The 19993-nt window shown below is 72.8% G+C and carries 16 protein-coding genes; 8 read left to right on the plus strand and 8 right to left on the minus strand.

The window, feature by feature from the left end; translation table 11 throughout:
• Window positions 1-170: 170 nt before the first annotated feature.
• Window positions 171-1475, plus strand: a complete 1305-nt coding sequence (locus NOSIN_RS05830; RefSeq protein ID WP_077689755.1) for a cellulase family glycosylhydrolase — start codon at window positions 171-173, stop codon at window positions 1473-1475.
• Between the two features lie 103 nt (window positions 1476-1578).
• On the opposite strand, the gene NOSIN_RS05835 is transcribed toward NOSIN_RS05830, so the two are convergent.
• Window positions 1579-4083: an ATP-dependent Clp protease ATP-binding subunit gene (locus tag NOSIN_RS05835; RefSeq protein ID WP_077689756.1), complete on the minus strand. Its 2505-nt coding sequence runs from the start codon at window positions 4081-4083 to the stop codon at window positions 1579-1581.
• Window positions 4084-4568: 485 nt separating this feature from the next.
• Between NOSIN_RS05835 and NOSIN_RS05840 the strand changes: the two genes are divergently transcribed.
• On the plus strand, window positions 4569-5885 hold the full coding sequence (locus NOSIN_RS05840) for a bifunctional o-acetylhomoserine/o-acetylserine sulfhydrylase (protein WP_077689757.1): 1317 nt from the start codon (window positions 4569-4571) through the stop codon (window positions 5883-5885).
• Complete coding sequence (gene metX / locus NOSIN_RS05845; RefSeq protein ID WP_077689758.1) at window positions 5882-7018, plus strand: homoserine O-acetyltransferase MetX; 1137 nt, start codon at window positions 5882-5884, stop codon at window positions 7016-7018. Before NOSIN_RS05840 ends, metX begins: the two co-directional genes overlap by 4 nt.
• A gap of 84 nt (window positions 7019-7102) precedes the next feature.
• Here metX and NOSIN_RS05850 read toward each other — a convergent pair whose 3' ends face one another.
• On the minus strand, window positions 7103-8074 hold the full coding sequence (locus NOSIN_RS05850; protein WP_077689759.1) for an aldo/keto reductase: 972 nt from the start codon (window positions 8072-8074) through the stop codon (window positions 7103-7105).
• 111 nt (window positions 8075-8185) lie between these two features.
• On the minus strand, window positions 8186-9571 hold the full coding sequence (gene xylB, locus NOSIN_RS05855; protein WP_077689760.1) for a xylulokinase: 1386 nt from the start codon (window positions 9569-9571) through the stop codon (window positions 8186-8188).
• Window positions 9572-9906: 335 nt separating this feature from the next.
• Between xylB and NOSIN_RS05860 the strand changes: the two genes are divergently transcribed.
• From NOSIN_RS05860 to NOSIN_RS05875, 4 genes are all read left to right on the plus strand, one after another.
• Entirely contained in the window at window positions 9907-10860 is a 954-nt protein-coding gene (locus NOSIN_RS05860) for a MetQ/NlpA family ABC transporter substrate-binding protein (protein WP_077689761.1), read from the plus strand.
• A gap of 385 nt (window positions 10861-11245) precedes the next feature.
• Window positions 11246-12304, plus strand: a complete 1059-nt coding sequence (locus NOSIN_RS05865; protein ID WP_077689762.1) for an ABC transporter substrate-binding protein — start codon at window positions 11246-11248, stop codon at window positions 12302-12304.
• Window positions 12301-13086 carry an ABC transporter ATP-binding protein gene (locus NOSIN_RS05870; RefSeq protein ID WP_077689763.1) on the plus strand — a complete coding sequence of 262 codons (786 nt, stop codon included), beginning with the start codon at window positions 12301-12303 and terminating at the stop codon, window positions 13084-13086. The genes NOSIN_RS05865 and NOSIN_RS05870 overlap by 4 nt, the downstream gene beginning before the upstream one ends.
• Window positions 13076-13954 (plus strand): ABC transporter permease, encoded by an 879-nt coding sequence (locus NOSIN_RS05875; protein WP_077689764.1) that lies wholly within the window; start codon window positions 13076-13078, stop codon window positions 13952-13954. The genes NOSIN_RS05870 and NOSIN_RS05875 overlap by 11 nt, the downstream gene beginning before the upstream one ends.
• Before the next feature lie 98 nt (window positions 13955-14052).
• On the opposite strand, the gene NOSIN_RS05880 is transcribed toward NOSIN_RS05875, so the two are convergent.
• From NOSIN_RS05880 to NOSIN_RS05895, 4 genes are all read right to left on the minus strand, one after another.
• Window positions 14053-15210 carry a pectinesterase family protein gene (locus NOSIN_RS05880; RefSeq protein ID WP_236743309.1) on the minus strand — a complete coding sequence of 386 codons (1158 nt, stop codon included), beginning with the start codon at window positions 15208-15210 and terminating at the stop codon, window positions 14053-14055.
• A 133-nt stretch (window positions 15211-15343) separates the two neighbouring features.
• On the minus strand, window positions 15344-16171 hold the full coding sequence (locus NOSIN_RS05885) for a rhamnogalacturonan acetylesterase (RefSeq protein WP_077689765.1): 828 nt from the start codon (window positions 16169-16171) through the stop codon (window positions 15344-15346).
• A 339-nt stretch (window positions 16172-16510) separates the two neighbouring features.
• Window positions 16511-17104 carry a Dps family protein gene (locus NOSIN_RS05890; protein ID WP_077689766.1) on the minus strand — a complete coding sequence of 198 codons (594 nt, stop codon included), beginning with the start codon at window positions 17102-17104 and terminating at the stop codon, window positions 16511-16513.
• Window positions 17105-17338: 234 nt separating this feature from the next.
• Window positions 17339-18520: a PucR family transcriptional regulator gene (locus tag NOSIN_RS05895; RefSeq protein WP_077689767.1), complete on the minus strand. Its 1182-nt coding sequence runs from the start codon at window positions 18518-18520 to the stop codon at window positions 17339-17341.
• 365 nt (window positions 18521-18885) lie between these two features.
• Here NOSIN_RS05895 and NOSIN_RS05900 point away from each other — a divergent pair, with 365 nt between their 5' ends.
• Complete coding sequence (locus NOSIN_RS05900; protein ID WP_077693433.1) at window positions 18886-19713, plus strand: aldo/keto reductase; 828 nt, start codon at window positions 18886-18888, stop codon at window positions 19711-19713.
• Between the two features lie 43 nt (window positions 19714-19756).
• On the opposite strand, the gene NOSIN_RS27130 is transcribed toward NOSIN_RS05900, so the two are convergent.
• Window positions 19757-19918, minus strand: coding sequence for a hypothetical protein (locus tag NOSIN_RS27130; RefSeq protein WP_170293678.1), 162 nt, complete (start codon window positions 19916-19918; stop codon window positions 19757-19759).
• Between the last annotated feature and the right edge of the window lie 75 nt (window positions 19919-19993).

Here is a 19993-nt window from a genome sequence, read left to right on the forward strand (position 1 = left end):
TCCCCGTGTACGCGGACGGAGCCGGTCCCGCCGTGGGCGGCACGGATCCGTTCCGTAGGGGGGCTTGCCCCCTGGGTGACGGTGGGCCTACGTTGCCAGAAAAAGGAAAGACTCCTTCTGGTTCGGCCACTGTGCGCGGTGCCGAGCCGCCACCCGCCGGAGGAAGAACCGTGGCGCCACCCCCGCCCCCCGCCCGAGGCCGCACCGTCCTGGCCGCGGCCGCCCTCGTGGGCGCACTTCTCACCGTCCCCTCCCTCACCGCTCCCGCGTCCGCACAGGGCCCGGCCGACACCACTCCCACCGCGTCCGGGACCGGAGCGGCCGCCCGGGAGGCCGCGGCCGGCCCGGTGGAGGCGCACGGCCGGTTGAGGGTCTGCGGCCTCAAGCTCTGCGACGAGAGCGGCGACACCGTCCAGCTCACCGGGATGAGCTCCCACGGCCTGCAGTGGTACGGCGACTGCCTCACCGACGGCTCCCTGGACGCGCTCGCCCACGACTGGGGCGCCGACGTGCTGCGCGTGTCCATGTACGTCCAGGAGGGCGGCTACGAGACCGATCCGCGCGGCTTCACCGACCGGGTCCACGAGCTCATCGAGGAGGGCACCGAGCGCGGCATGTACGTGATCGTCGACTGGCACATGCTCACGCCCGGCGATCCGAACCACAACACCGACCTGGCGCGCACCTTCTTCTCCGAGATCGCGGCCGCGCACGCCGGCAAGGACAACGTCCTGTACGAGATCGCCAACGAGCCCCACGGCGTCTCCTGGGACGCGATCCGGAGCTACGCCGAGGAGATCATCCCGGTCGTGCGCGCCGAGGACCCCGAGGCCGTCGTCCTGGTCGGCACCCGGGGCTGGTCCTCCCTGGGCCTGTCCGAGGGCTCCGACCACACCGAGATCACCGCGGACCCGGTCGACGCCGACAACATCATGTACGTCTTCCACTTCTACGCGGCCACGCACGGCGACTTCCACCGGGAGGGCCTGCGGGCCGCGGCGCGGGACCTGCCGCTGTTCGTCACCGAGTTCGGCACCCAGGAGGCCACGGGGGACGGGCCCGACGACTTCGCCTCCGCCCAGGCCTACCTCGACCTCATGGCCGAGGAGCGGATCAGCTGGGTGAACTGGAACTTCTCCGACGACTTCCGCTCCGGCGCCGTCTTCGAGCCCGGCACCTGCGCCGCGGACGGGCCCTGGACCGGCACGGACTCCCTCAAGCCGGCGGGGGAGTGGATCCGCGACCGTATCCGCGAGAGCGGGGACGCCCCGCCCACGGACCCCACCGATCCCACGGAGCCGCCCACCGATCCCGACGGGTGCGAGGCCCCGGCCTGGTCCTCGGGGGAGGTGTACACCGGCGGGGACCGGGTCGGCCACGGAGGACGCCTGTACGAGGCCCAGTGGTGGACCAGCGGCGAGGAACCGGGCACCACGGGTGAATGGGGTGTCTGGAGGGACGTCGGAGCCTGCTGACCAGGCCTACTGGACAGACCGACCGGCTGACCCATCGTCCGTCCGGCTGACCGGATCGGCCGGGCGGCCCGCCCCGCACGGAGCGGGCCGCCCGGCCCACGGCTCAGGGCGCGGTCGCGGGCGCGGGCGCGGTGGAGATCCGCAGCTCCCCGGTGTCGTCCACGTCCACCAGCACGTGGTCGCCCGCCACGACCTGCTGGTCCAGCACCATGCGCGAGAGCCGGTTGCCGACCTCGCGCTGGATCGTGCGCGCCATCGGCCGGGCGCCGTAGGTGGGCTGGTAGCCGCGCTCGGACAGCCACTTCACCGCCTCGTCGGTGAAGCGCACGGTGATGTCCTGCGCGCGCAGCCGCTTCTCGGTGCGCTCCAGCATCAGCCGGGTGATCCGGCTCAGCTCCTCCTCGTTCAACTGCTTGAAGACGATGACCTCGTCGATGCGGTTGATGAACTCGGGGCGGAACTCCTCACGCAGCCGCCGCATCACCCGCTGCTCGGTGTCGGGGTCCACCTGGCCGCCGCCGGTGAAGCCCATCGGGCCGCCGCCGGTGATCACCTCCGACCCCAGGTTGCTGGTCATGATGACCACCGTGTTGCGAAAGTCCACCGTGCGGCCCTGGCCGTCGGTCAGCCGCCCGTCGTCCAGCAGCTGCAACAGCAGGTTGAACACGTCCTGGTGGGCCTTCTCGACCTCGTCCAGCAGCAGCACCGAGTACGGGTGGCGCCGCACGGCCTCGGTGAGCTGGCCCGCCTCCTCGTACCCCACGAACCCGGGGGGAGCACCCGTCAGGCGGCTGGTGGTGTGCCGCTCCTGGAACTCGCTCATGTCGATGCGGACCATGGAGTCCTCGGACCCGAACAGGGCCTCGGCCAGCGCCCGCGCCAGCTCCGTCTTGCCCACACCGGTCGGGCCCAGGAACAGGAAGCTGCCCACCGGACGGTCGGGGTCGCCCAGACCGGCCCGCGACCGGCGGATCGCCTCCGCGACGGCCGTGACCGCCTCGTCCTGGCCGATCACCCGACCGTGCAGCACCTCCTCCAGGTTGACCAGGCGGTCCCGCTCCTCCTGGGTGAGCTGGGCGACCGGGATGCCGGTGCTGCGGGAGACCACCTCGGCGATGTCGGCGCCGGTCACCTCCGGCACCGTCGAACCGGTGCCGCGCGCCTGGTGGATCGCCCCCTTGGCGTCGGCGATCTCGTCGCGCAGCGCCGACGCGCGCTCGTAGTCCTCCTCCTGGACCGCCTTCTCCTTCTCCTTCTCCAGGTTCCTGAGCCTGCCCTCCAGCTCGCGCAGCGAGGAACTGGAGGTCTTCAGCCGCAGGCGCACCCGCGCGCCGGCCTGGTCGACGAGGTCGATGGCCTTGTCCGGGAGGAACCGGTCGGTGATGTAGCGGTCCGACAGCTCGGCCGCCGCGACCATGCTCTCGTCGCTGAACCTCACCTGGTGGTGGGCCTCGTAGCGGTCGCGCAGCCCGCGCAGGATCTCGACGGTGTCCTCCACCGACGGCTCGGGCACCAGGATCGGCTGGAACCGGCGCTCCAGGGCCGCGTCCTTCTCGACGTTCTTGCGGTACTCGTCCACGGTGGTCGCGCCGATGATGTGCAGCTCCCCGCGGGCCAGCGCGGGCTTGAGCATGTTCCCGGCGCTCGTGGAGCCCTCGGCGGCACCGGCGCCGACGATGGTGTGGAGCTCGTCGATGAAGATGAGTAGCTGGTCGGACTGGCTGCGGATCTCCTCCACGATCTTGTTCAGCCGCTCCTCGAAGTCGCCCCGGTAGCGCGTGCCCGCCACGACCCCGGACAGGTCGAGCTGGACCAGGCGGCGTCCGCGCAGGATCTCGGGGACGTCGTCGTCGAAGATGCGCTGGGCGATGCCCTCCACGATCGCGGTCTTGCCCACGCCCGGGTCGCCGATGAGGACCGGGTTGTTCTTGCGGCGCCGGGCCAGCACCTCGATGCACTGTTCGACCTCGTCGTCGCGGCCGACCACCGGGTCCAGGCGGCCCTCGCGGGCCATCGAGGTCATGTCGGTGCCGAACTCGTCCAGGGTCGGGGTGGGCGAGGGCTCCTCCTCGGCCTGGCCGGCGGTGGACGGGGTCCCGGCCGCCTTCTGCAGGGACTGGGGGTTGATCCCCGAGCTGTTCAGGAGCTGGCCGACGGCGTTGTCGGTGTTGACCGCCAGGGCGAAGAGCAGGTGCTCGGGCGTGATGCTGGAGCTGCCCGTGGCCCGCGCGATCTGCAGGGCGTCGAGCAGGGTGCGCTTGGCGGCGGGCGTGAGCCGGGCCGAACCGCGCACCGACCTCGGGGCCTGGGCCACCGCCTGGTCGGTGATGTCGATGATCTGGCGGGTGTCGGACCCCGTGTGCTCCAGCAGCTCCCGTGTGGGCGGGTACCGCAGCAGCGACCACAGCAGGTGGACCGTGTCGACGTCGGCGCCGCCGGTCTCCAGGGCGCTGCGTACCGCGGCGTCGGCCACCTGCTGGGCCTCGGGGCTCATGAGCTTGGACAGGTCCACGCGGCGGATCGGTCCTCGTGCCCCCAGGAAGCGCGCCAGGAACTCGTCGAACGACCCCGGGTCGCTGCCGCGGTCTTCGGGAAAGTCGTTGGTCATCTCGTCTCGTCCCCCGTGCGTTCAGTAGTGGCCTTTTCACCCTAGGTGAATGACCGTGGATTGGCCGGTAACGCCCTCCGGTGTGGGGGACGGAACGTGCGCGAGGGCCGCCGCCCGCCCGCACCGGGTTCGCGTCAGGGGACCCGCGCCGGGCCGGGCACCCCGTCCCGGCCCGCTACCCGGGTCCGGTGGGGGATAACACGCCGCGGCGGCGGGGGAGGCCCGCCGTGCCCGAACGCGCGGCGGGGAGCGCGGTCTCCCCGGCCGGCGTGTGACGGATGTCCATGATGTGAGAAGCGCTGGTCACCTGTTGATACGGGATGTTAATCTCATCCCATGACCGTGCTCATCCGACGACTCCACGTCGACCACGCGCGGGTGGCCAGCATGCTCTGTAGGCCCTGACACCTCGGTGGGCGGCGGGGGCCGCCCCACCGTCCCAGAGCCCTGATTTTCCGATCCGACCACCGGACAGAGGTTGAGCCATGACCGCCGACGCCACTCCCGAGCAGGCCTGGTCCTTCGAGACCCGGCAGATCCACTCCGGGGCCCAGCCCGACCCCACCACCAACGCCCGGGCCACGCCCATCTACCAGACGACCTCCTACGTCTTCCGCGACACCCAGCACGGCGCCGACCTCTTCAGCCTCGCCGAACCGGGCAACATCTACACGCGGATCATGAACCCCACGCAGGATGTGCTGGAGCAGCGCATGACAGCGTTGGAGGGCGGTGTCGCGTCCGTCGCCTTCGCCTCGGGAGCGGCCGCCGTCACCGCCGCCGTGCTCAACCTGGTCGGCGCGGGCGGTCACGCCGTCGCGAGCCCCCTGCTCTACGGCGGCACCTACAACCTCTTCCGCTACACGCTGCCCAGGCTCGGCATCGAGGTCAGCTTCGTCGAGGACCAGAACGACCCCGAGGCCTGGCGCGCGGCCACCCGCCCCGAGACGGGGTTCTACTTCGCCGAGACCCTCGCCAACCCCGGCGGCAACGTCCTGGACGTGCGCGCCGTCGCCGACACCGCGCACGCCGAGGGCGTGCCGCTCATCGTCGACAACACCGTGCCCACCCCCTATCTGCTGCGGCCCATCGAGCACGGTGCCGACATCGTCGTGCACTCGGCCACCAAGTACCTGGGCGGGCACGGCACCACCGTCGCCGGTGCGGTCGTGGACGCGGGCACCTTCGACTTCGGGGCCCACGGCGACCGGTTCCCCGGCTTCGTCGAGCCCGATCCCAGCTACCACGGCCTCAAGTACTGGGAGGCCCTCGGCCCGGGCGCCTACGCGGCGAAGCTGCGTGTCCAGCTGCTGCGCGACACCGGCGCGGCCATCGCCCCGCTCAACAGCTTCCTCATCCTCCAGGGCATCGAGACCCTGTCGCTGCGCATGGAGCGCCACGTCGCCAACGCCCAGGCACTCGCCGAGTGGTTGGAGTCGCGTGACGAGGTCGAGAAGGTCTACTACGCGGGCCTGCCCTCCAGCCCCTCCAACGAGCAGGCGCGCCGGTACCTGCCCCGGGGCGCGGGCGCCGTCGTCTCCTTCGACCTGCACGGCGGCGTCGACGCCGGACGTGCCTTCGTGGACGGCACCGAGCTGTTCAGCCAACTGGTCAACATCGGTGACGTGCGCAGCCTCATCGTCCACCCCGCCAGCACCACGCATGGCCAGCTCTCCCCCGAGGAGCAGGCCGTCTCCGGAGTCACCCCGGGGCTGATCCGGCTCGCGGTCGGCCTGGAGCACGTGGACGACCTCAAGGCCGACCTGGAACTGGGGTTTCGGGCCGCGAAGGCGCAGCAGTGACCGAGGCTCCCAGCCGTTCCGCCACCGGTGGGTGGCGGGACGGCGACCCCGTGGGCGAGCGGCTCTGGGCGGGGTGGGACGCGCCCCTGGAACTGGAGTCGGGGCGGAGCCTGCCCGGCGCGCGCATCGCCTACCAGACCTGGGGCACGCCCGACGCCCGCGGCACCAACGCGGTCCTCGTGCTGCACGCGCTCACCGGTGACTCCCACGTCACCGGCCCGGCGGGACCCGGCCATCCCAGCCCCGGCTGGTGGGAGGGGCTGGTCGGTCCGGGACTGGCCCTGGACACCGACCGGTTCTTCGTGGTGGCCCCCAACGTGCTGGGCGGCTGCCAGGGCAGTACCGGCCCCTCCACGGCCGCGCCGGACGGAAGGGCGTGGGGGAGCCGGTTCCCGAGCATCACCATCCGCGACACGGTGCGCGCCGAGGAGGTTCTCGCGGACGCCCTGGGGATCGACTCCTGGGCGGCGGTGATCGGCGGCTCCATGGGCGGCATGCGCGCCATGGAGTGGGCGGCGACCTTCCCCGAACGCGTCCGCCGGCTCCTGCTCCTGGCCTGCCCGGCGGCCACCACCGCCTGGCAGATCGCCTGGGCCGCGCCCCAGTTGCACGCCATCCGCGCAGACCCGGACTGGTGCGGCGGCGACTACCACGACACCGGCCGGTTCCCGGGCGCCGGACTGGGGGTCGCGCGGCGGATCGCGCACGTCACCTACCGGGGCGCGGACGAGTTCGACGACCGGTTCGGCCGCCGTCCCCAGGACGGGGAGGACCCCGGGGCGGGCGGCCGTTTCGCGGTGGAGTCCTACCTCGACCACCACGCGCGCAAGCTGTCCCGCCGCTTCGACGCGGCCAGCTACGTACTGCTGACCGAGGCGATGAACGGCCACGACGTGGGACGGGGACGGGGCGGTACGGCCGAGGCCCTGCGCCGGATGCCCGAGCGGACCATCGTGGCGGGGGTGAGCAGCGACCACCTCTACCCGCTGCGGCAGCAGGACGAGATCGCCCGCAGCCTGCCCGTGCCCGGGCGGGCGCGGGTGATCACCTCACCGCACGGCCACGACGGGTTCCTCGTCGAGGACGACCAGGTCTGCGCCCTGGTCCGCGAACTCCTGGCCGACCAGGACTGACACGGACGGGGCCTGCCCCGCATCCCCGCCCGCCCCACCCGGGCCTCCTCGTACGGATCCCGTCCGAACGCGTCCGGCGGGGCCTCAGAGGGCCGCGGAACGCGCGGGGTCGGAGGCCTCGGTGAGCAGGGACACGGGCTCGTCGCCCAGTCGCACGCGGTTGACGGGCAGCAGGTCCGCGAGCTGCTCGGGGCTGCGGGCGCTGGCGAGCACCGACACCACGGAGGGCCGGTCCGCCAGCCACGCCAGAGCGGCGGCCGCCTGGGAGAGGCCGCCGCGCTCGGCGACGGTGTCCAGCGCCTGTAGCACCCGCTCACCGCGCGGGTCGTCCAGGTAGGCGCGGGCCTTGCCCGCGCGCGGGCTGTCGACCTCGGCGGCGTCCGGACGGTACTTGCCGGTGAGGAAGCCGCGGGCCAGGCCGAAGTAGGGCAGCAGGGCCAGGCCGCGCTCCCGGGCCAGCGGCACCAGGTCGGACTCGACCCCGCGCTCCATCAGGTTGTACGGGGGCTGCACGCACACCGGGGCGTGCAGCCCCTCCCGCTCGCAGACGTCCAGCCACTCGCGGATGCGGTCGGGGCCGTGGTTGGACAGGCCCACGTAGCGCACCCTGCCCTCGTCCACCAGCTCGGAGAAGGCCCGCGCGCTCTCGGCCAGCGGGGCCTCGGGGTCGTCGAAGTGCGCGTAGTACAGGTCGATGGTCTCCACGCCCAGCCGCGCCAGGGAGGCCTTGGCGGCCGCCTTGACGTTGGGTCCGGACAGGCCGGGGAAGTCGGGGTGCCGGCTGACCTTCGTGGCGATGACCAGGTCCGAGGGGCGTCCGCGGGAGGCCAGCCAGCGGCCGATGACCCGCTCGGACTCGCCGCCCCGGTGCCCCTCGACCCAGGCGGAGTAGGAGTCGGCGGTGTCGACGAAGTTGCCCCCCGCCGCCGTGTAGGCGTCCAGGATCCGAAACGAGGTGCGCTCGTCGGCGGTCCAGCCGAAGACGTTCCCGCCCAGGCACAGGGGGGACACTCGAAGGTCGGAGCGGCCGAGGCGGCGGAGCTGGACGTCGTTCATGATCACCGTGTCCTGTCGGGTGCCGGATGCGTGCGGTCGACAGGCTAGGCCAGCGGGCGGCGGGGAGGCCATCGTTCTCCTCCCCGCCGGAGTGTCACGGCAGGGCGGGCCCTACACGCCGTGCGTGGACCGGCGCGCCTCGGCGTAGCGCTCACGCACGTGCGGCACGTCCACGGGGTCGGCGGCGGCCTCGGGCTCACCGGTGCCCCAGGCCGGCGGCTCGGCGGTCTCCGCCAGCGTCCACGCCGCCTGCCTGGCGGCACCGAGCGCGACGTACTCGGCGGGCGGCGGCACGACCACCCGCGCGCCCAGGACGGTCGGGGCGACCGCGCGCACGGCGGCCGACCGCGCGGCCCCGCCCACGAGCATGACCTGGTTGACCGGGACGCCGGTGTCGGTCATCGCGGCCAGTCCGTCGGCCAGCCCGCACAGCATCCCCTCCACCGCCGCGCGCGCGATGTTCTCCGGGCGCATGTTGGAACGGCGCAGGCCGTGCAGGGAACCCGCGGCGTCGGGCAGCACCGGGGTGCGCTCGCCGTCCAGGTAGGGCAGCAGCACGACCCCCTCGGCGCCCGGCTCGGCGGCGAGCGCCAGCTCGTCCAGCCCCGCCAGGTCCACGCCCAGCATCGCGGCGGTGGCGCTGAGCACCCGTGCCGCGTTCAGGGTGCACACCAGCGGCAGGTACCGGCCGGTCGCGTCGGCGAACCCGCAGATGATCCCGCTGGGGTCCCGTGTGGGGCCCTCGCTGACGGCGAACACGGTCCCGCTGGTGCCCAGGGAGACCACGGCGTCGCCCGGGCGCAGCCCCAGGCCCAGGGCGGCGCCCATGTTGTCGCCGGTTCCGGGGGCGACCAGCGCGCCCGACGGGGTGCGGCCCACGGCCTCGGCCGGCTCGGCCACCCTCGGCACCCGGATCTCGCGCCCGAAGGCCCTCGCCAGCAGGTCGGGACGGTAGGCGTTCTCGGTCGCCGACCAGTAGCCGGTGCCGGAGGCGTCGCCCCGGTCCGTGGTGGGCTCGGCCCCCGCGCCGGTCAGCCGCCAGGTGAGCCAGTCGTGGGGGAGCATCACGCCGGTCGTGCGCGCGGCGTGGTCCGGTTCGTGCCGTGCCAGCCAGCGCAGCTTGCTGACGGTCAGGCTGGCGTTGGGGATGTTGTCCACGGCCCCGGCCCACTCCGCGGGGCCGCCCAGCTCCTCCACCAGGTCCAGCGCGGCCCCGGCCGAGCGGGTGTCGTTCCACAGCAGGGCCGGGCGCACCACCGAGCCGAGCTCGTCGACGGCGACCATGCCGTGCTGCTGTCCGGCGACGGCGATGGAGGCCACGTCGTCGAGCAGGCCGGAGGAGGCCTGGGTCAGGGCGGACCACCACGCGTCGGGGTGGACCTCGGTTCCGTCGGGGTGCGGGGCGCGCGCCTCGCGCACGACCGCGCCGCTGTCGGCGTCGCAGACCACGATCTTGCAGGACTGGGTCGAGCTGTCGACTCCGGCGACCAGGGGCATCGTTTCACTCCGTGAGGGCAGGTGGGGTGGCAACCTTCACAACCTAGGGGATGGAGGGTGGGACTGGAAAGCGCTGCCAGAGGGAACGCGCCCGTCCCGACGCGCCAGGCGGGGAGCCACCGCCGGTCCCGGCGGCTCCCGTGCCGGCGCGAGGGCCGGGGCATGTGTCCGATCCCACGTGCGCCGGAGGGGTGGAGCCACAATTCCTACCAAACAGGTTGGATAGGCTCTGACCAGCTCGGCGGTGCCCCACAGGGGCCGCGAGCCGCGAGCCGCGCGGTCGCCGGACACCGGCCGCCGCGATCCTCCACTCCACGATCACGAAGGAGCGCACCATGCGCACGACCCCGGCCGTCCTCGGAGCAGCCACCCTCGCCCTGGCGCTCACCGCCTGCGGCGCGCCCAGCGAGCAGGCCGCCGACTCCGGCGGCGAGGGGAACGTGCTGCGGGTGGGCGTCAGCCCCGTACCGCACGGCGACATCCTCTCCTTCATCGACGAGAACCTCGCGGAGGAGGCGGGCCTGAACCTGGAGATCGAGGAGATCTCGGACTACAACATCCCCAACACCGCCCTGGTCGAGGGGGAGCTGGACGCCAACTACTTCCAGCACCGCGCCTTCCTCGACGAGTGGGTGTCCAACGGGCCGGACGCCGAACTGACCTACCTCACCGACGTCCACATCGAGCGGCTGGGCCTGTACTCGGAGAGCGTCGAGAGCATCGACGACCTGCCCGACGGCGCCGAGATCGCGGTTCCCAACGATCCGGCCAACCTCGCCCGCGCCCTGGGCGTCCTGGAGGCCGAGGGCCTGGTGACCATCGACCCGGAGGCCGGTGCGTCCGCCACCGAGGACGACATCGTCGAGAACCCGCACGACCTCACCGTGACCCCGCTGGAGGCCGCGCAGCTGCCCCGCTCGATCGCCGACGTGGACGCCGCGGTCGTCAACGGCAACTACGCCATCGAGAGGAACCTGCCCGAGGAGTCCAACGTCCTGGCCTGGGAGCCCCAGGGTGAGGACTACGTCGAGTCCTACGCCAACGGCCTGGTGACCCTGGCGGAGAACGCCGACGACGAGCAGGTCCAACTGCTGGCCGAGCTGCTGCACGACGAGCGGGTCCTGGAGTACGTCCAGGAGACCTGGAAGGGCATCGTCCTGCCCGTCGACGCCGAGGGCGCCATCGTCGAGTCCGGCACCGGGAGCGCCGGCGCCGCCGACGAGAGCACGGACTCGGACGCCGACGACGACAAGAGCGACAAGAACGACAAGGGCGGCGACCGGAAGTAGCGGCGGGGGCCGGCGCCCGCGACGGGCCGGCCCGTCGCGCGTCCTGTCCGTACACACCGGCCGATCACGAGGGCGGCGGAGCTTTCCGGCTCCGCCGCCCTCACGCCGTCGGGGCGCCCCGACATGCCCGGGCCGTCCGTGGTGATCCGCGTCACACGCCGGAGGCGGCCGAGGGGCGGTGGAACGCGACACTCCGGGCACCGTCCTCCGTGCGGCCGCCTGAGCTGCGCCTTCCCTCCGATCCGGCGCCGTTTCGGGGGCCTTCACCTCCCGTTTGGGCCGGTCATCCGGGGAAAGGGGGTCGGAGTATCCGGCTTCCACAAAACCTACTCATTAAGTAGAGTTTGGGGTGCCGGTCCGGCAGCCCCGAAACCAGAGGATCCCGATGTCCCCGCGCACGTCCCCGCTCCGCGCCACCGCGGCGGCCCTGGTCCTGGCCGTGGTGACCACCGCGTGCGGGGCCGTGGGGGGCGGAGGCGACGACCGCGGACTCACACTCGGGTACTTCCCCAACCTCACCCACGCTCCGGCGCTGGTGGGCGTGGAGAAGGGCCTCCTCGAGGAAGCCCTGGGCGAGGCCGCCCCGCTCTCCACCCAGACCTTCAACGCGGGCCCCGACGCGATCAACGCCGTCTTCTCCGGCGAGATCGACGCCGCCTTCATCGGCCCCAGCCCGACCGTCAACGGCTGGGCGCAGTCCGAGGGCGCCGCGCTGCGCGTCATCGCCGGGTCGACCTCGGGCGGCGCCGGCCTGGTCGTGCGCCCCGGCATCGACGGCGTCGAGGACCTGCCCGGCGCCACCCTGGCCACACCTCAACTGGGCAACACCCAGGACGTGGCGCTGCGCTGGTTCGCCCGGGAGCAGGGCTGGCGGGTCGACACCGAGGGCGGCGGGGACCTGTCGATCCTTCCCCAGAACAACGCCGAGACCGTGAACGCCTTCACGCTCGGCGAGATCGACGGCGCCTGGGTCCCCGAGCCCTACCTGAGCCGGCTGGTCACCGAGGCCGGGGGCGAGCTGCTGCTCGACGAGGCCGAGCAGTGGCCGGGGACCGGCGGCGACTTCGTCACCACACACCTCATCGTCAACGCCGACTACCTCGACACCCACCCCGAGGAGGTCGAGCGCCTCCTGCGGGGCCACGTCGAGACCGTCGACTGGATCAACCACCACCCCGAGGGCGCGCGAAGGGCCGCCGCCGCCCACCTGGCAGACCTGACCGGCAGCCGGCCCGAACCCGGGGTCGTCGCCTCGGCCTTCGACAACATGACCTTCACCGTCGACCCGATCGCCCCGTCCCTGGCCGCCGGAGCCGAGCACGCCCAGACCGTGGGCCTGATCGACCCGGTCGACCTGAACGGCATCTACGCCCTCGACCCGCTCAACGGCCTCCTGCGGGAGGCCGGGCGGGACGAGGTCGCCGGACCACAGGAGGAACAGTGACAGCCACGACCGAGAGCATCAGTACGGGCACCGCGCGCGCCTCCGCCATCGAGATCGACCACATCTCCAAGGTGTTCGGCGAGGGTACGGGCGCCGTGACCGCCATCGACGGCATGTCCGTCTCGGTGCGGGCACGGGAGTTCGTCGCGATCGTGGGCGCCTCCGGCTGCGGCAAGAGCACCCTGCTCTCACTCGTGGCGGGCCTGGCGGGGCCCACCACCGGAACCGTGGACGTGGGCGGGCACCGCGTGGCCATGATGTTCCAGGAGTCGTCCCTGTTCCCCTGGCTCACCATCGGCGGCAACATCGAGGTCCCCATGCGGGTCAACGGGGTGCCCAAGGCCCGGCGCAGGGAACGCGTCGCCGAACTGCTCGACCTGGTGCGCCTGAGCGGCTTCGCCCGCAAGCGCCCGCACCAGCTCTCCGGCGGCATGCGCCAGCGCGTCGCCCTGGCCCGGGCCCTGGCCCAGGACGCCGACGTGCTGCTCATGGACGAGCCCTTCGGCGCGCTGGACGCCATGACCCGCGACATCCTCCACGACGAACTGGAGCGGATCTGGCGCGAGAAGTCGCTGACCATCATGTTCGTCACGCACAACGTGCGCGAGGCCGTGCGCCTGGGGGACCGGGTCATCCTGCTCTCCAGCCGCCCCGGCCGCGTCATCGAGGAGTTCGCGGTGGAGGGCGAGCGGCCCCGCCGGATCGACTCCGCCCGGATCGCCTCCCAGGCGGCCGAGATCACCGACCGGCTGAAGGTGGAGGTGTCGCGCCATGCCGGCTGACCCCAGCGTGCAGGACCGCCAGGTCCAGGGCCTGGACGCCCTGGAGATGGCGCCGCCGCGGCGGTCCGACCGGCCCGCGGCCGTGCGGGTGGCGGCCAGGGCGTGGGCGGCCACCTGGCCCAAGCTGGCCGCCGTGGCCATCGTGCTCGTGGCCTGGCAGGCCGTGGTGTGGAGCGGGTGGCGGCCGGTCTACGTCCTGCCCGGTCCCGACCAGGTCCTGCCGCGCCTGTTCACCGAGGTCGCCTCCGCCGAGTTCTGGGAGGCCTTCCGGGTCACCATGCGCCGCGCCCTCACGGGCTTCGCGCTGGCCCTCACCGTGGGCGTGCTCCTCGGCCTGGCCGTGACGCGGTTCCGGCTGCTGCGCGTGGCGATCGGCTCCCTCATCACGGGCCTGCAGACCATGCCGTCCATCGTCTGGTTCCCCTTCGCGATGCTGCTCTACGGCATCAGCGAGTCGGCCATCATGTTCGTGATCGTCCTGGGCGCCGCACCCTCCATCGCGGGCGGCCTGACCTCGGGGATCGACTACGTGTCCCCGCAGCTGATGCGGGCGGGCCAGGCCATGGGCCTGCGCGGTGTCCAGCGGTACACGCTGCTGATCGTCCCGGCCGCCCTGCCGATGTTCGTCTCCGGCCTCAAACAGGGGTGGGCCTTCGCCTGGCGCTCGCTCATGGCGGGCGAGCTGCTGGTCATCATCAACCAGCAGAACTCCATCGGCTGGGCGCTGAGCCAGGCACGCCAGTTCAACGACTCCGAGGGCCTGCTGGCCTACGTCCTCATCGTGCTGTGCGTGGGCATCGTCATCGACGTGTTCTTCAACTGGGCCGACCGCTCCATCCGCCGGCGCTGGGGCGTCAGCGCCTCCTGACCCCTGTGGCCGGGTCCGGGGCACGTCGGCGCGCGGCGGCCCGTGGCCGGCCCTTCCGACCACGGGCCGCCGCGCGCCGACCGCCTGCGGATCTTCGGTCAGCGCCCGCGCGCGGTGCACACCGGCCGCCGCGTGCGGTCCCGCACCGGGTCCCAGCCGTCCCCACCGGCCAGGTAGGCGCGTGCGGTGTGGCGGGCGGCGTCGGACCGGTCCATCTGCGGACGGTCCTCGGTGACCAGCGCGCCGGGGCCGAAGTTGTCGTACTCGCGCATCCGGAACCGGCGCCAGTCGTGCCCGGAGGACATCTCGATCCAGCCCTCCTCACGGAAGTGGCGGCCCATCCAGGAGTCGCGGACCAGCACCTGCGGCTCGGCGTCGGGGTGTGAACTGGGCACCCAGGGGCGGCCCAGGTAGACGGTTCCGGCCGGGGCGTCGCTGGTGAAGCAGCTTCGGGTGAACAGGAAGCCGAACTCCTGGCCGGGCGGGGTGCTCGGCGCGCTCACGTAGCCGTTGGTCGTGTCGCTGCCCCGGTCCAGGGAGCGGATCTCGCACCCGTCGAAGACGGCCGTGCCCCGGCCGAAGACGAAGTCCACGTCGCCCTCGACGTAGCAGTCGCTGTAGTACTGCCGCGAGGGGGTGTCCACACCGGGCGAGTTCGCGTACAGCGTGTCCTGGTGGCCGAGGAAGCGCACGTTGTCGAAGACCAGCCGGTCCCCGGTGGTGCGTACCGCCACCGCCTGGGTCGAGGTGATCTCCGGGTGCTCCGCGCGCTTCCAGGAGTTCTCGAAGGTCAGGTCGTAGGCGTGCGTGTCGTCCCCGGAGATGACGACGCTGGCGCTGCCGGACGTGCCGTAGGTGCCGCCGCCGGGCTTGGGGGTGCCCGACGCCCGGTCGTAGGTGATGACCACGTCGCGCGGGTCGCCCGTCGCGCCGACCAGGGTGATGTTGGGCTTGTCCGGGGGGATGACCACCGGTGCGTAGTAGGTTCCCGCCTTGACGCGGATGGTCACGCGTTCGGCGCTGTGCTCGGGGACGGCGTCGACCGCGGCCTGGACGCCGGTGTGGTCGCCGGAGCCGTCGGCGGCCACGGTGATCACGGGTCCCTCCGCGTCGTGGGGGCGGTCGGAGGAGCCGGTGCCGGCGTGCGCGTCGCCGGGCGCGGTGGTGAGCATGGCGGTGAGCGCGGCGGTGAACAGCCCCGCCAGTGCGACCGCCATGGTGGCGTGCGCCCGGGGCGGGGTCGGGTGGTCTCTCACGGGTGTTCTCCCTTTCTCGTGGGGTGACCGTCTCTCGTGGGCGGGCCGGCCGTGCGTGGGACGGGAGTCCCCGGGGGTGGCGCGGTCGCCGCGGGTGCCTTCGGGGGCCGGGGACCGCGCCACCGGCCCGGGATCAGACCGGGCGCTCCTCGGGCCAGGGCAGGGCGCCCTCGGCGTCGGGGAAGGAGTCGCCGAGGCGGCGGACGAGCCGGGGCGGCAGCGCACGGAGCCGCTTGAGCTCGCGGGCCACGAGCCGGGCCACCTCGATCGCGCCGTGCGCCCGGAAGTGCGTGTTGTCCTCGACGCCGTCGGGATGGCCGGGGTGCTCGCCCGGCTCCAGCCACAGGAAGTGGCTCTTGGTGCCCTCCGGCCCCAGCTCACCCCACAGGCCGAGGCTGAGCGCGGTCAGGTCCACGACGGGCACGCCCTCGCGCGCGCCCAGCTCGCGCATGGCCTCCGGGTAGTCGCCGTGGGACTCGCGGGGCGTGCCCTCGGCGGTGAAGCGGCGCCGCTCCACCGAGGTGACCAGGGTCGGGTGGGCACCGCGCTCGCGCGCGCCGTCGAGGTAGGCGCCCAACTGCCGCTGGTAGGTGCTCCACGGCTCGGTGTAGCGGTCCGGGTCCTCGTCCTTGGCGTCGTTGTGCCCGAAGGAGACCAGCAGGTGGTCGCCGGGCCGGATGTCGTCGAGGACGCCGTCCAGCAGGCCCAGGTCGGCGAAGCTCTTGGAACTGGCGCCGGACAGCGCCCGGTTGTCCACGCTCGCGCCGTGGCCGAGGAAGAGCCCGAGGGCCTGTCCCCATCCGGCTCTCGGGGCCTCACGGGCGGCGTAGGTGGAGGCCGTGGAGTCGCCCGCCACGAAGACGCGTGGGGCCCGGTCGGCGGAGCTCGCCCAGGAGGGGGTGGCGAACAGGGGGAGTCCGAGGGTGATCGCGGAGGCGGTGAGGAAGCTGCGGCGGATCATGGGGGTGGTCCCTCTCGTGCGGGAAGCGCTTTCCCAAAGTCGGGGATGTTTCTGCAACCGATTGCATGACTTTCCCTGATCTGAGAACACTCCGTCAACCCCCGACTTCGATTTCCAGGGGGGTTGTCGGGGCTTCGCCGGAGTCGCGGCAGGAGGGGAGCCGGGTGGCTGCTGCCCCGCGAAGCGGTATACAGCAAGCGTTTGTAGCCCGAGGCGTGGAACCGGCCCGCGTTCGGGCGGTGTGCGACCGGAGGCGGGCAGGGCGGCGGGGCAGCGTGTTGCGCGCACACGACGGTGGGCCGGCCAGCGGTCGCTGACCGGCCCACCGCGCGTCAGGTCCTAGGCGCGCACCAGCGGTGTGTCCACCAGGTGCTCGGCCACGAACCAGGCCTGTAGTTCGTTGGTGCGGATCACCTCCGACACCAGCAGGTCGTTCGTGCCGTCGTCCCCCAGCTCCTGCGTACGCGCGGCCGCGTCGTGGCAGTCCTCCAGGATGGTCTCGTGCCCCTCCAGGAGGCGGGAGAGCATCGCGGGCACCTCCTCGACACCGTTCGGCGGGCGCGGGATGTTGGTGATCTCCGCGACGTGCCGGGGGTCGCCGACCGCCACACCGCCCAGGGTCTGCACGCGCTCGGCGATGCTGTCGATCAGCGCGGTCTGCTCACCGGCGTGCTTGTCCATCAGCAGGTGCAGCTGGTAGAAGGTCTGCCCCCGCATCAGCCAGTGGTGCTTCTTGTACAGGTCGTGCAGGATGCGCGTGTCGCACAGCACCTGGTTGAGCCGCTGGCAGGAGTACATACGTGTGTCGTAGGACAGTCCGACCGGGAACTGGCGGACCGTCCCGAACTCCTGGATCTCCTCGCCGCTCTGGTGCAGCCACGGTTGGCTGCTCCTGGGCTTGGGCGCCGTTCCGGCCTTGTGGTCTGTCGTCACGTCTGGTCCCCCTCCAGTCGATGTGACCTTCGTGTCGCGGCCGCGGACGCGGGCCGCCGCACGTTGTGTCTGCCAGACTCGGCTACCCACCGCCGACGAACGCCTAACCTCGCCCCGACCAGGGGCGGCTGTCGGGTGCTCCTCCTCACGGGTACGCCGGCGGGCACGGGAGCGGTGCGCCGTGTCCCGGGTTCCTCCGGCGGGCACGGGAGCGGGTTCCTCCGGCGGTGCCGGTCAGGGGGCGATGGCGCAGGCGGTCTCCAGGACGAACCGGGGCCAGGGCCGGTGCGGGTCGTGCCCGGTCAGCTCCCGGACCCGGCGCAGCCGGTAGCGCAGTGTCTGCGCGTGGACGTGCAGCGCGTCGGCGGCGGTGGTCGCCGCGCCCTCCCGGAGGTAGGCCCGCAGCGTCTCCAGCAGGTGTGCGTTGCCCTCCGAGAGCAGCGGTCCCAGAACGGCGCGGCGGACCGCGGCCGGGGTGACGGGGCCGCCGTTGAGCAGCGCCAGCACGCACGCGTCCGCGTCCCCCAACAGCCTCCGGGCGCCGAACGCGTGCGGCGGAGCGGTATCCAGCGCGTCGTCCGCCAGCCGGTAGGCGGCCGACATGTCGGTCAGCGCGCGCGGCGCCAGCACGCACCCGCGCCAGGGCTCCCGGCCGAGTACGGCGGCCATCCGGGCGCCGTCGCCGGGGGACAGCAGCACCACCGCCCGCCCCGAGCGCGTCGTCAGCAGCGGGTCGGCGCCCGCCGGCTCCACCAGGCCCAGAAGCTCCATCCCCGCCGTCAGAGTGACCGCCTGTGGCGGTTCGCCGGAGGGGTGCGCGCGGGCCTCGGCCACCACCAGCACCGCCGGGTCGGGCGGCGTGATGCCCAGGGTCCGCGCCCGGTCGCGGATCGCCCCGCGCGAGGCCTGCCTTCCGATGAGCAGGTCGTCCAGGAACGCCCGGCGGGCCCGCTCCAGGTCGGCGTCCAGCCGGTGCGCGGCCTCGGCGTGGCCCGCGGACAGGCTCTCGCAGATCTGGTCGATCGAGGTCAGCCACAGTTCGCTCAGAGCGAACACGTCGGCGGCGTCGAGCCGGTCGGACGCCGCCTCCGACACCAGCCGCACCGCCGCCGCAGATCCCACCCGGTGCGCACGCACCACCGCGCCGATCGAGCGCCCGTCGGCGGCCCGGGAGCGCCCGATGCCGCGCAGCCTCTCCACGTCCCCCGGCGGCAGGCGCGTCGCTCCGGCCGCCCACAGCTCCAGCGAGCGGCTCACCAGCCACCCCGTGATCGCCCGTACCTCCGCCAGTTGGGACCCGTGCAGAGCCCGGTAGGCGGGGACCTCGGCGTGCACCTCGGAGACGATCCGCTCCACCAGTCCGGCCCGGTCCCGTGCCAGTTCGGCGCCGACCAGGGCGCGCTGTTCGTATCCCATCCCACCTCCAGCCCCGGCCCGGGCAGCCTATCGGGAGCCCCCGCGCCCCGCGCCGTGGGAGCTTCGGGTCCCGCCGGGGTAGGGGGTGGGGGAGAGGACCGCTGATGGGAGGTGTCGTCGGGGGCGGGGAGCGGATCAGGGGAACGCCGCCGCGGACGCTCGCGCACGCGAAGGCGTCCCCGTTCCGGCGGGGGTGTCCTCCCCGCCGTCCGTCGGCGGGTGCGAACGGTAAAAAGCGCGCACAGCTGTGCGCACCCGGGGCGGTGACCAGCACGAACATGGCAGTATGCGACTGCGGAAGGCCGCACACCGTGAGAACGAGCAGTACCGTTCAGCGCTAACGGGGGATGAGACAGATGAAGCAGATGACAGTTCCCGAACTCACCCTGGGTAATGGGCTACGCATTCCGCAGTTGGGGTTCGGTGTGTGGCAGGTGCCCCCGGACGAGGTGGTGACGGCCGTCTCCACGGCACTCGACGCCGGCTACCGCAGCATCGACACCGCGGCCGCCTACGACAACGAGGAGGGGGTCGGCGAGGCGCTGCGCCGCTCGGGCCTGGAGCGCGGCGACGTCTTCGTCACGACCAAGCTGTCCAACTCCGACCAGGGCTACGACGCCACGCTGAGAGCCTTCGACGCCAGCCTGCGGCGCCTGGGGCTGGACGTCCTGGACCTGTACCTCATCCACTGGCCCCTGCCCGGGCGCGACCAGTACGTGCCCACGTGGAAGGCGCTGGAGCGCCTCTACGCCGAGGGACGCGTCCGCGCCATCGGGGTCTCCAACTTCCAGCGGCCGCACCTGGAACGGGTCATGGAGGAGGGCGGGATCACGCCCATGGTCAACCAGATCGAGCTGCACCCGCTGCTCACCCAGGAGGCCATGCGCGCCTTCGACGCCGAGCACGGCATCGTCACCGAGGCGTGGAGCCCCCTGGGCCACGGCAAGCTCCTGAACCACCCCACGATCACCGCGATCGCCGAGGACCACGAGCGCACGCCCGCGCAGGTGCTGCTGCGCTGGCACCTGCAGCTGGGCAACGTGGTGATCCCCAAGTCGGTGACCCCGGAGCGGATCCGGTCCAACTTCCAGATCTTCGAGTTCGGGCTCTCCGGCGAGGAGATGGACCGCATCAGCGGGCTCAACACCGACAGCCGTTTCGGTCCCGACCCCGACGAGTTCGACGGCGTCTAGGACACGTCCCGGGCCCTTCCCGGAGGGGGAGCTCCCGAAGGTCCTAGTCGCGCAGCTCCCGATGCCTGCGGGCACCGGCCAGGACGGAGTCGGTGCCGTCACGGCGGACACGCCGGACGTAGACGGCGCCCGCGACGAAGATGGCGGCGACCACCCCGAGCACGGCGACGAGGGCGATGACGGACAGCAGGAAAGTGATCGACATGCGCTCATCGTAGCCGCCCGTCCGGCGGTCCCTCGCGGGGCCGCCGGACGGGCGGAGGGCGCGCCGCCAGTCAGG

It is taken from the genome of Nocardiopsis sinuspersici (assembly GCF_001998325.1).
GTDB classification, from domain to species: domain Bacteria; phylum Actinomycetota; class Actinomycetes; order Streptosporangiales; family Streptosporangiaceae; genus Nocardiopsis; species Nocardiopsis sinuspersici.

What these genes read in the sequence shown, in the direction of transcription:
- NOSIN_RS05835 (WP_077689756.1), bottom strand. Translation starts at nt 4,083, where the DNA reads ATGACCAACGACTTTCCCGAAGACCGCGGCAGCGACCCGGGGTCGTTC.
- NOSIN_RS05840 (WP_077689757.1), top strand. Translation starts at nt 4,569, where the DNA reads ATGACCGCCGACGCCACTCCCGAGCAGGCCTGGTCCTTCGAGACCCGG.
- NOSIN_RS05850 (WP_077689759.1), bottom strand. Translation starts at nt 8,074, where the DNA reads ATGAACGACGTCCAGCTCCGCCGCCTCGGCCGCTCCGACCTTCGAGTG.
- xylB (WP_077689760.1), bottom strand. Translation starts at nt 9,571, where the DNA reads ATGCCCCTGGTCGCCGGAGTCGACAGCTCGACCCAGTCCTGCAAGATC.
- NOSIN_RS05860 (WP_077689761.1), top strand. Translation starts at nt 9,907, where the DNA reads ATGCGCACGACCCCGGCCGTCCTCGGAGCAGCCACCCTCGCCCTGGCG.
- NOSIN_RS05865 (WP_077689762.1), top strand. Translation starts at nt 11,246, where the DNA reads ATGTCCCCGCGCACGTCCCCGCTCCGCGCCACCGCGGCGGCCCTGGTC.
- NOSIN_RS05875 (WP_077689764.1), top strand. Translation starts at nt 13,076, where the DNA reads ATGCCGGCTGACCCCAGCGTGCAGGACCGCCAGGTCCAGGGCCTGGAC.
- NOSIN_RS05885 (WP_077689765.1), bottom strand. Translation starts at nt 16,171, where the DNA reads ATGATCCGCCGCAGCTTCCTCACCGCCTCCGCGATCACCCTCGGACTC.
- NOSIN_RS05895 (WP_077689767.1), bottom strand. Translation starts at nt 18,520, where the DNA reads ATGGGATACGAACAGCGCGCCCTGGTCGGCGCCGAACTGGCACGGGAC.
- NOSIN_RS05900 (WP_077693433.1), top strand. Translation starts at nt 18,886, where the DNA reads ATGACAGTTCCCGAACTCACCCTGGGTAATGGGCTACGCATTCCGCAG.
- NOSIN_RS27130 (WP_170293678.1), bottom strand. Translation starts at nt 19,918, where the DNA reads ATGTCGATCACTTTCCTGCTGTCCGTCATCGCCCTCGTCGCCGTGCTC.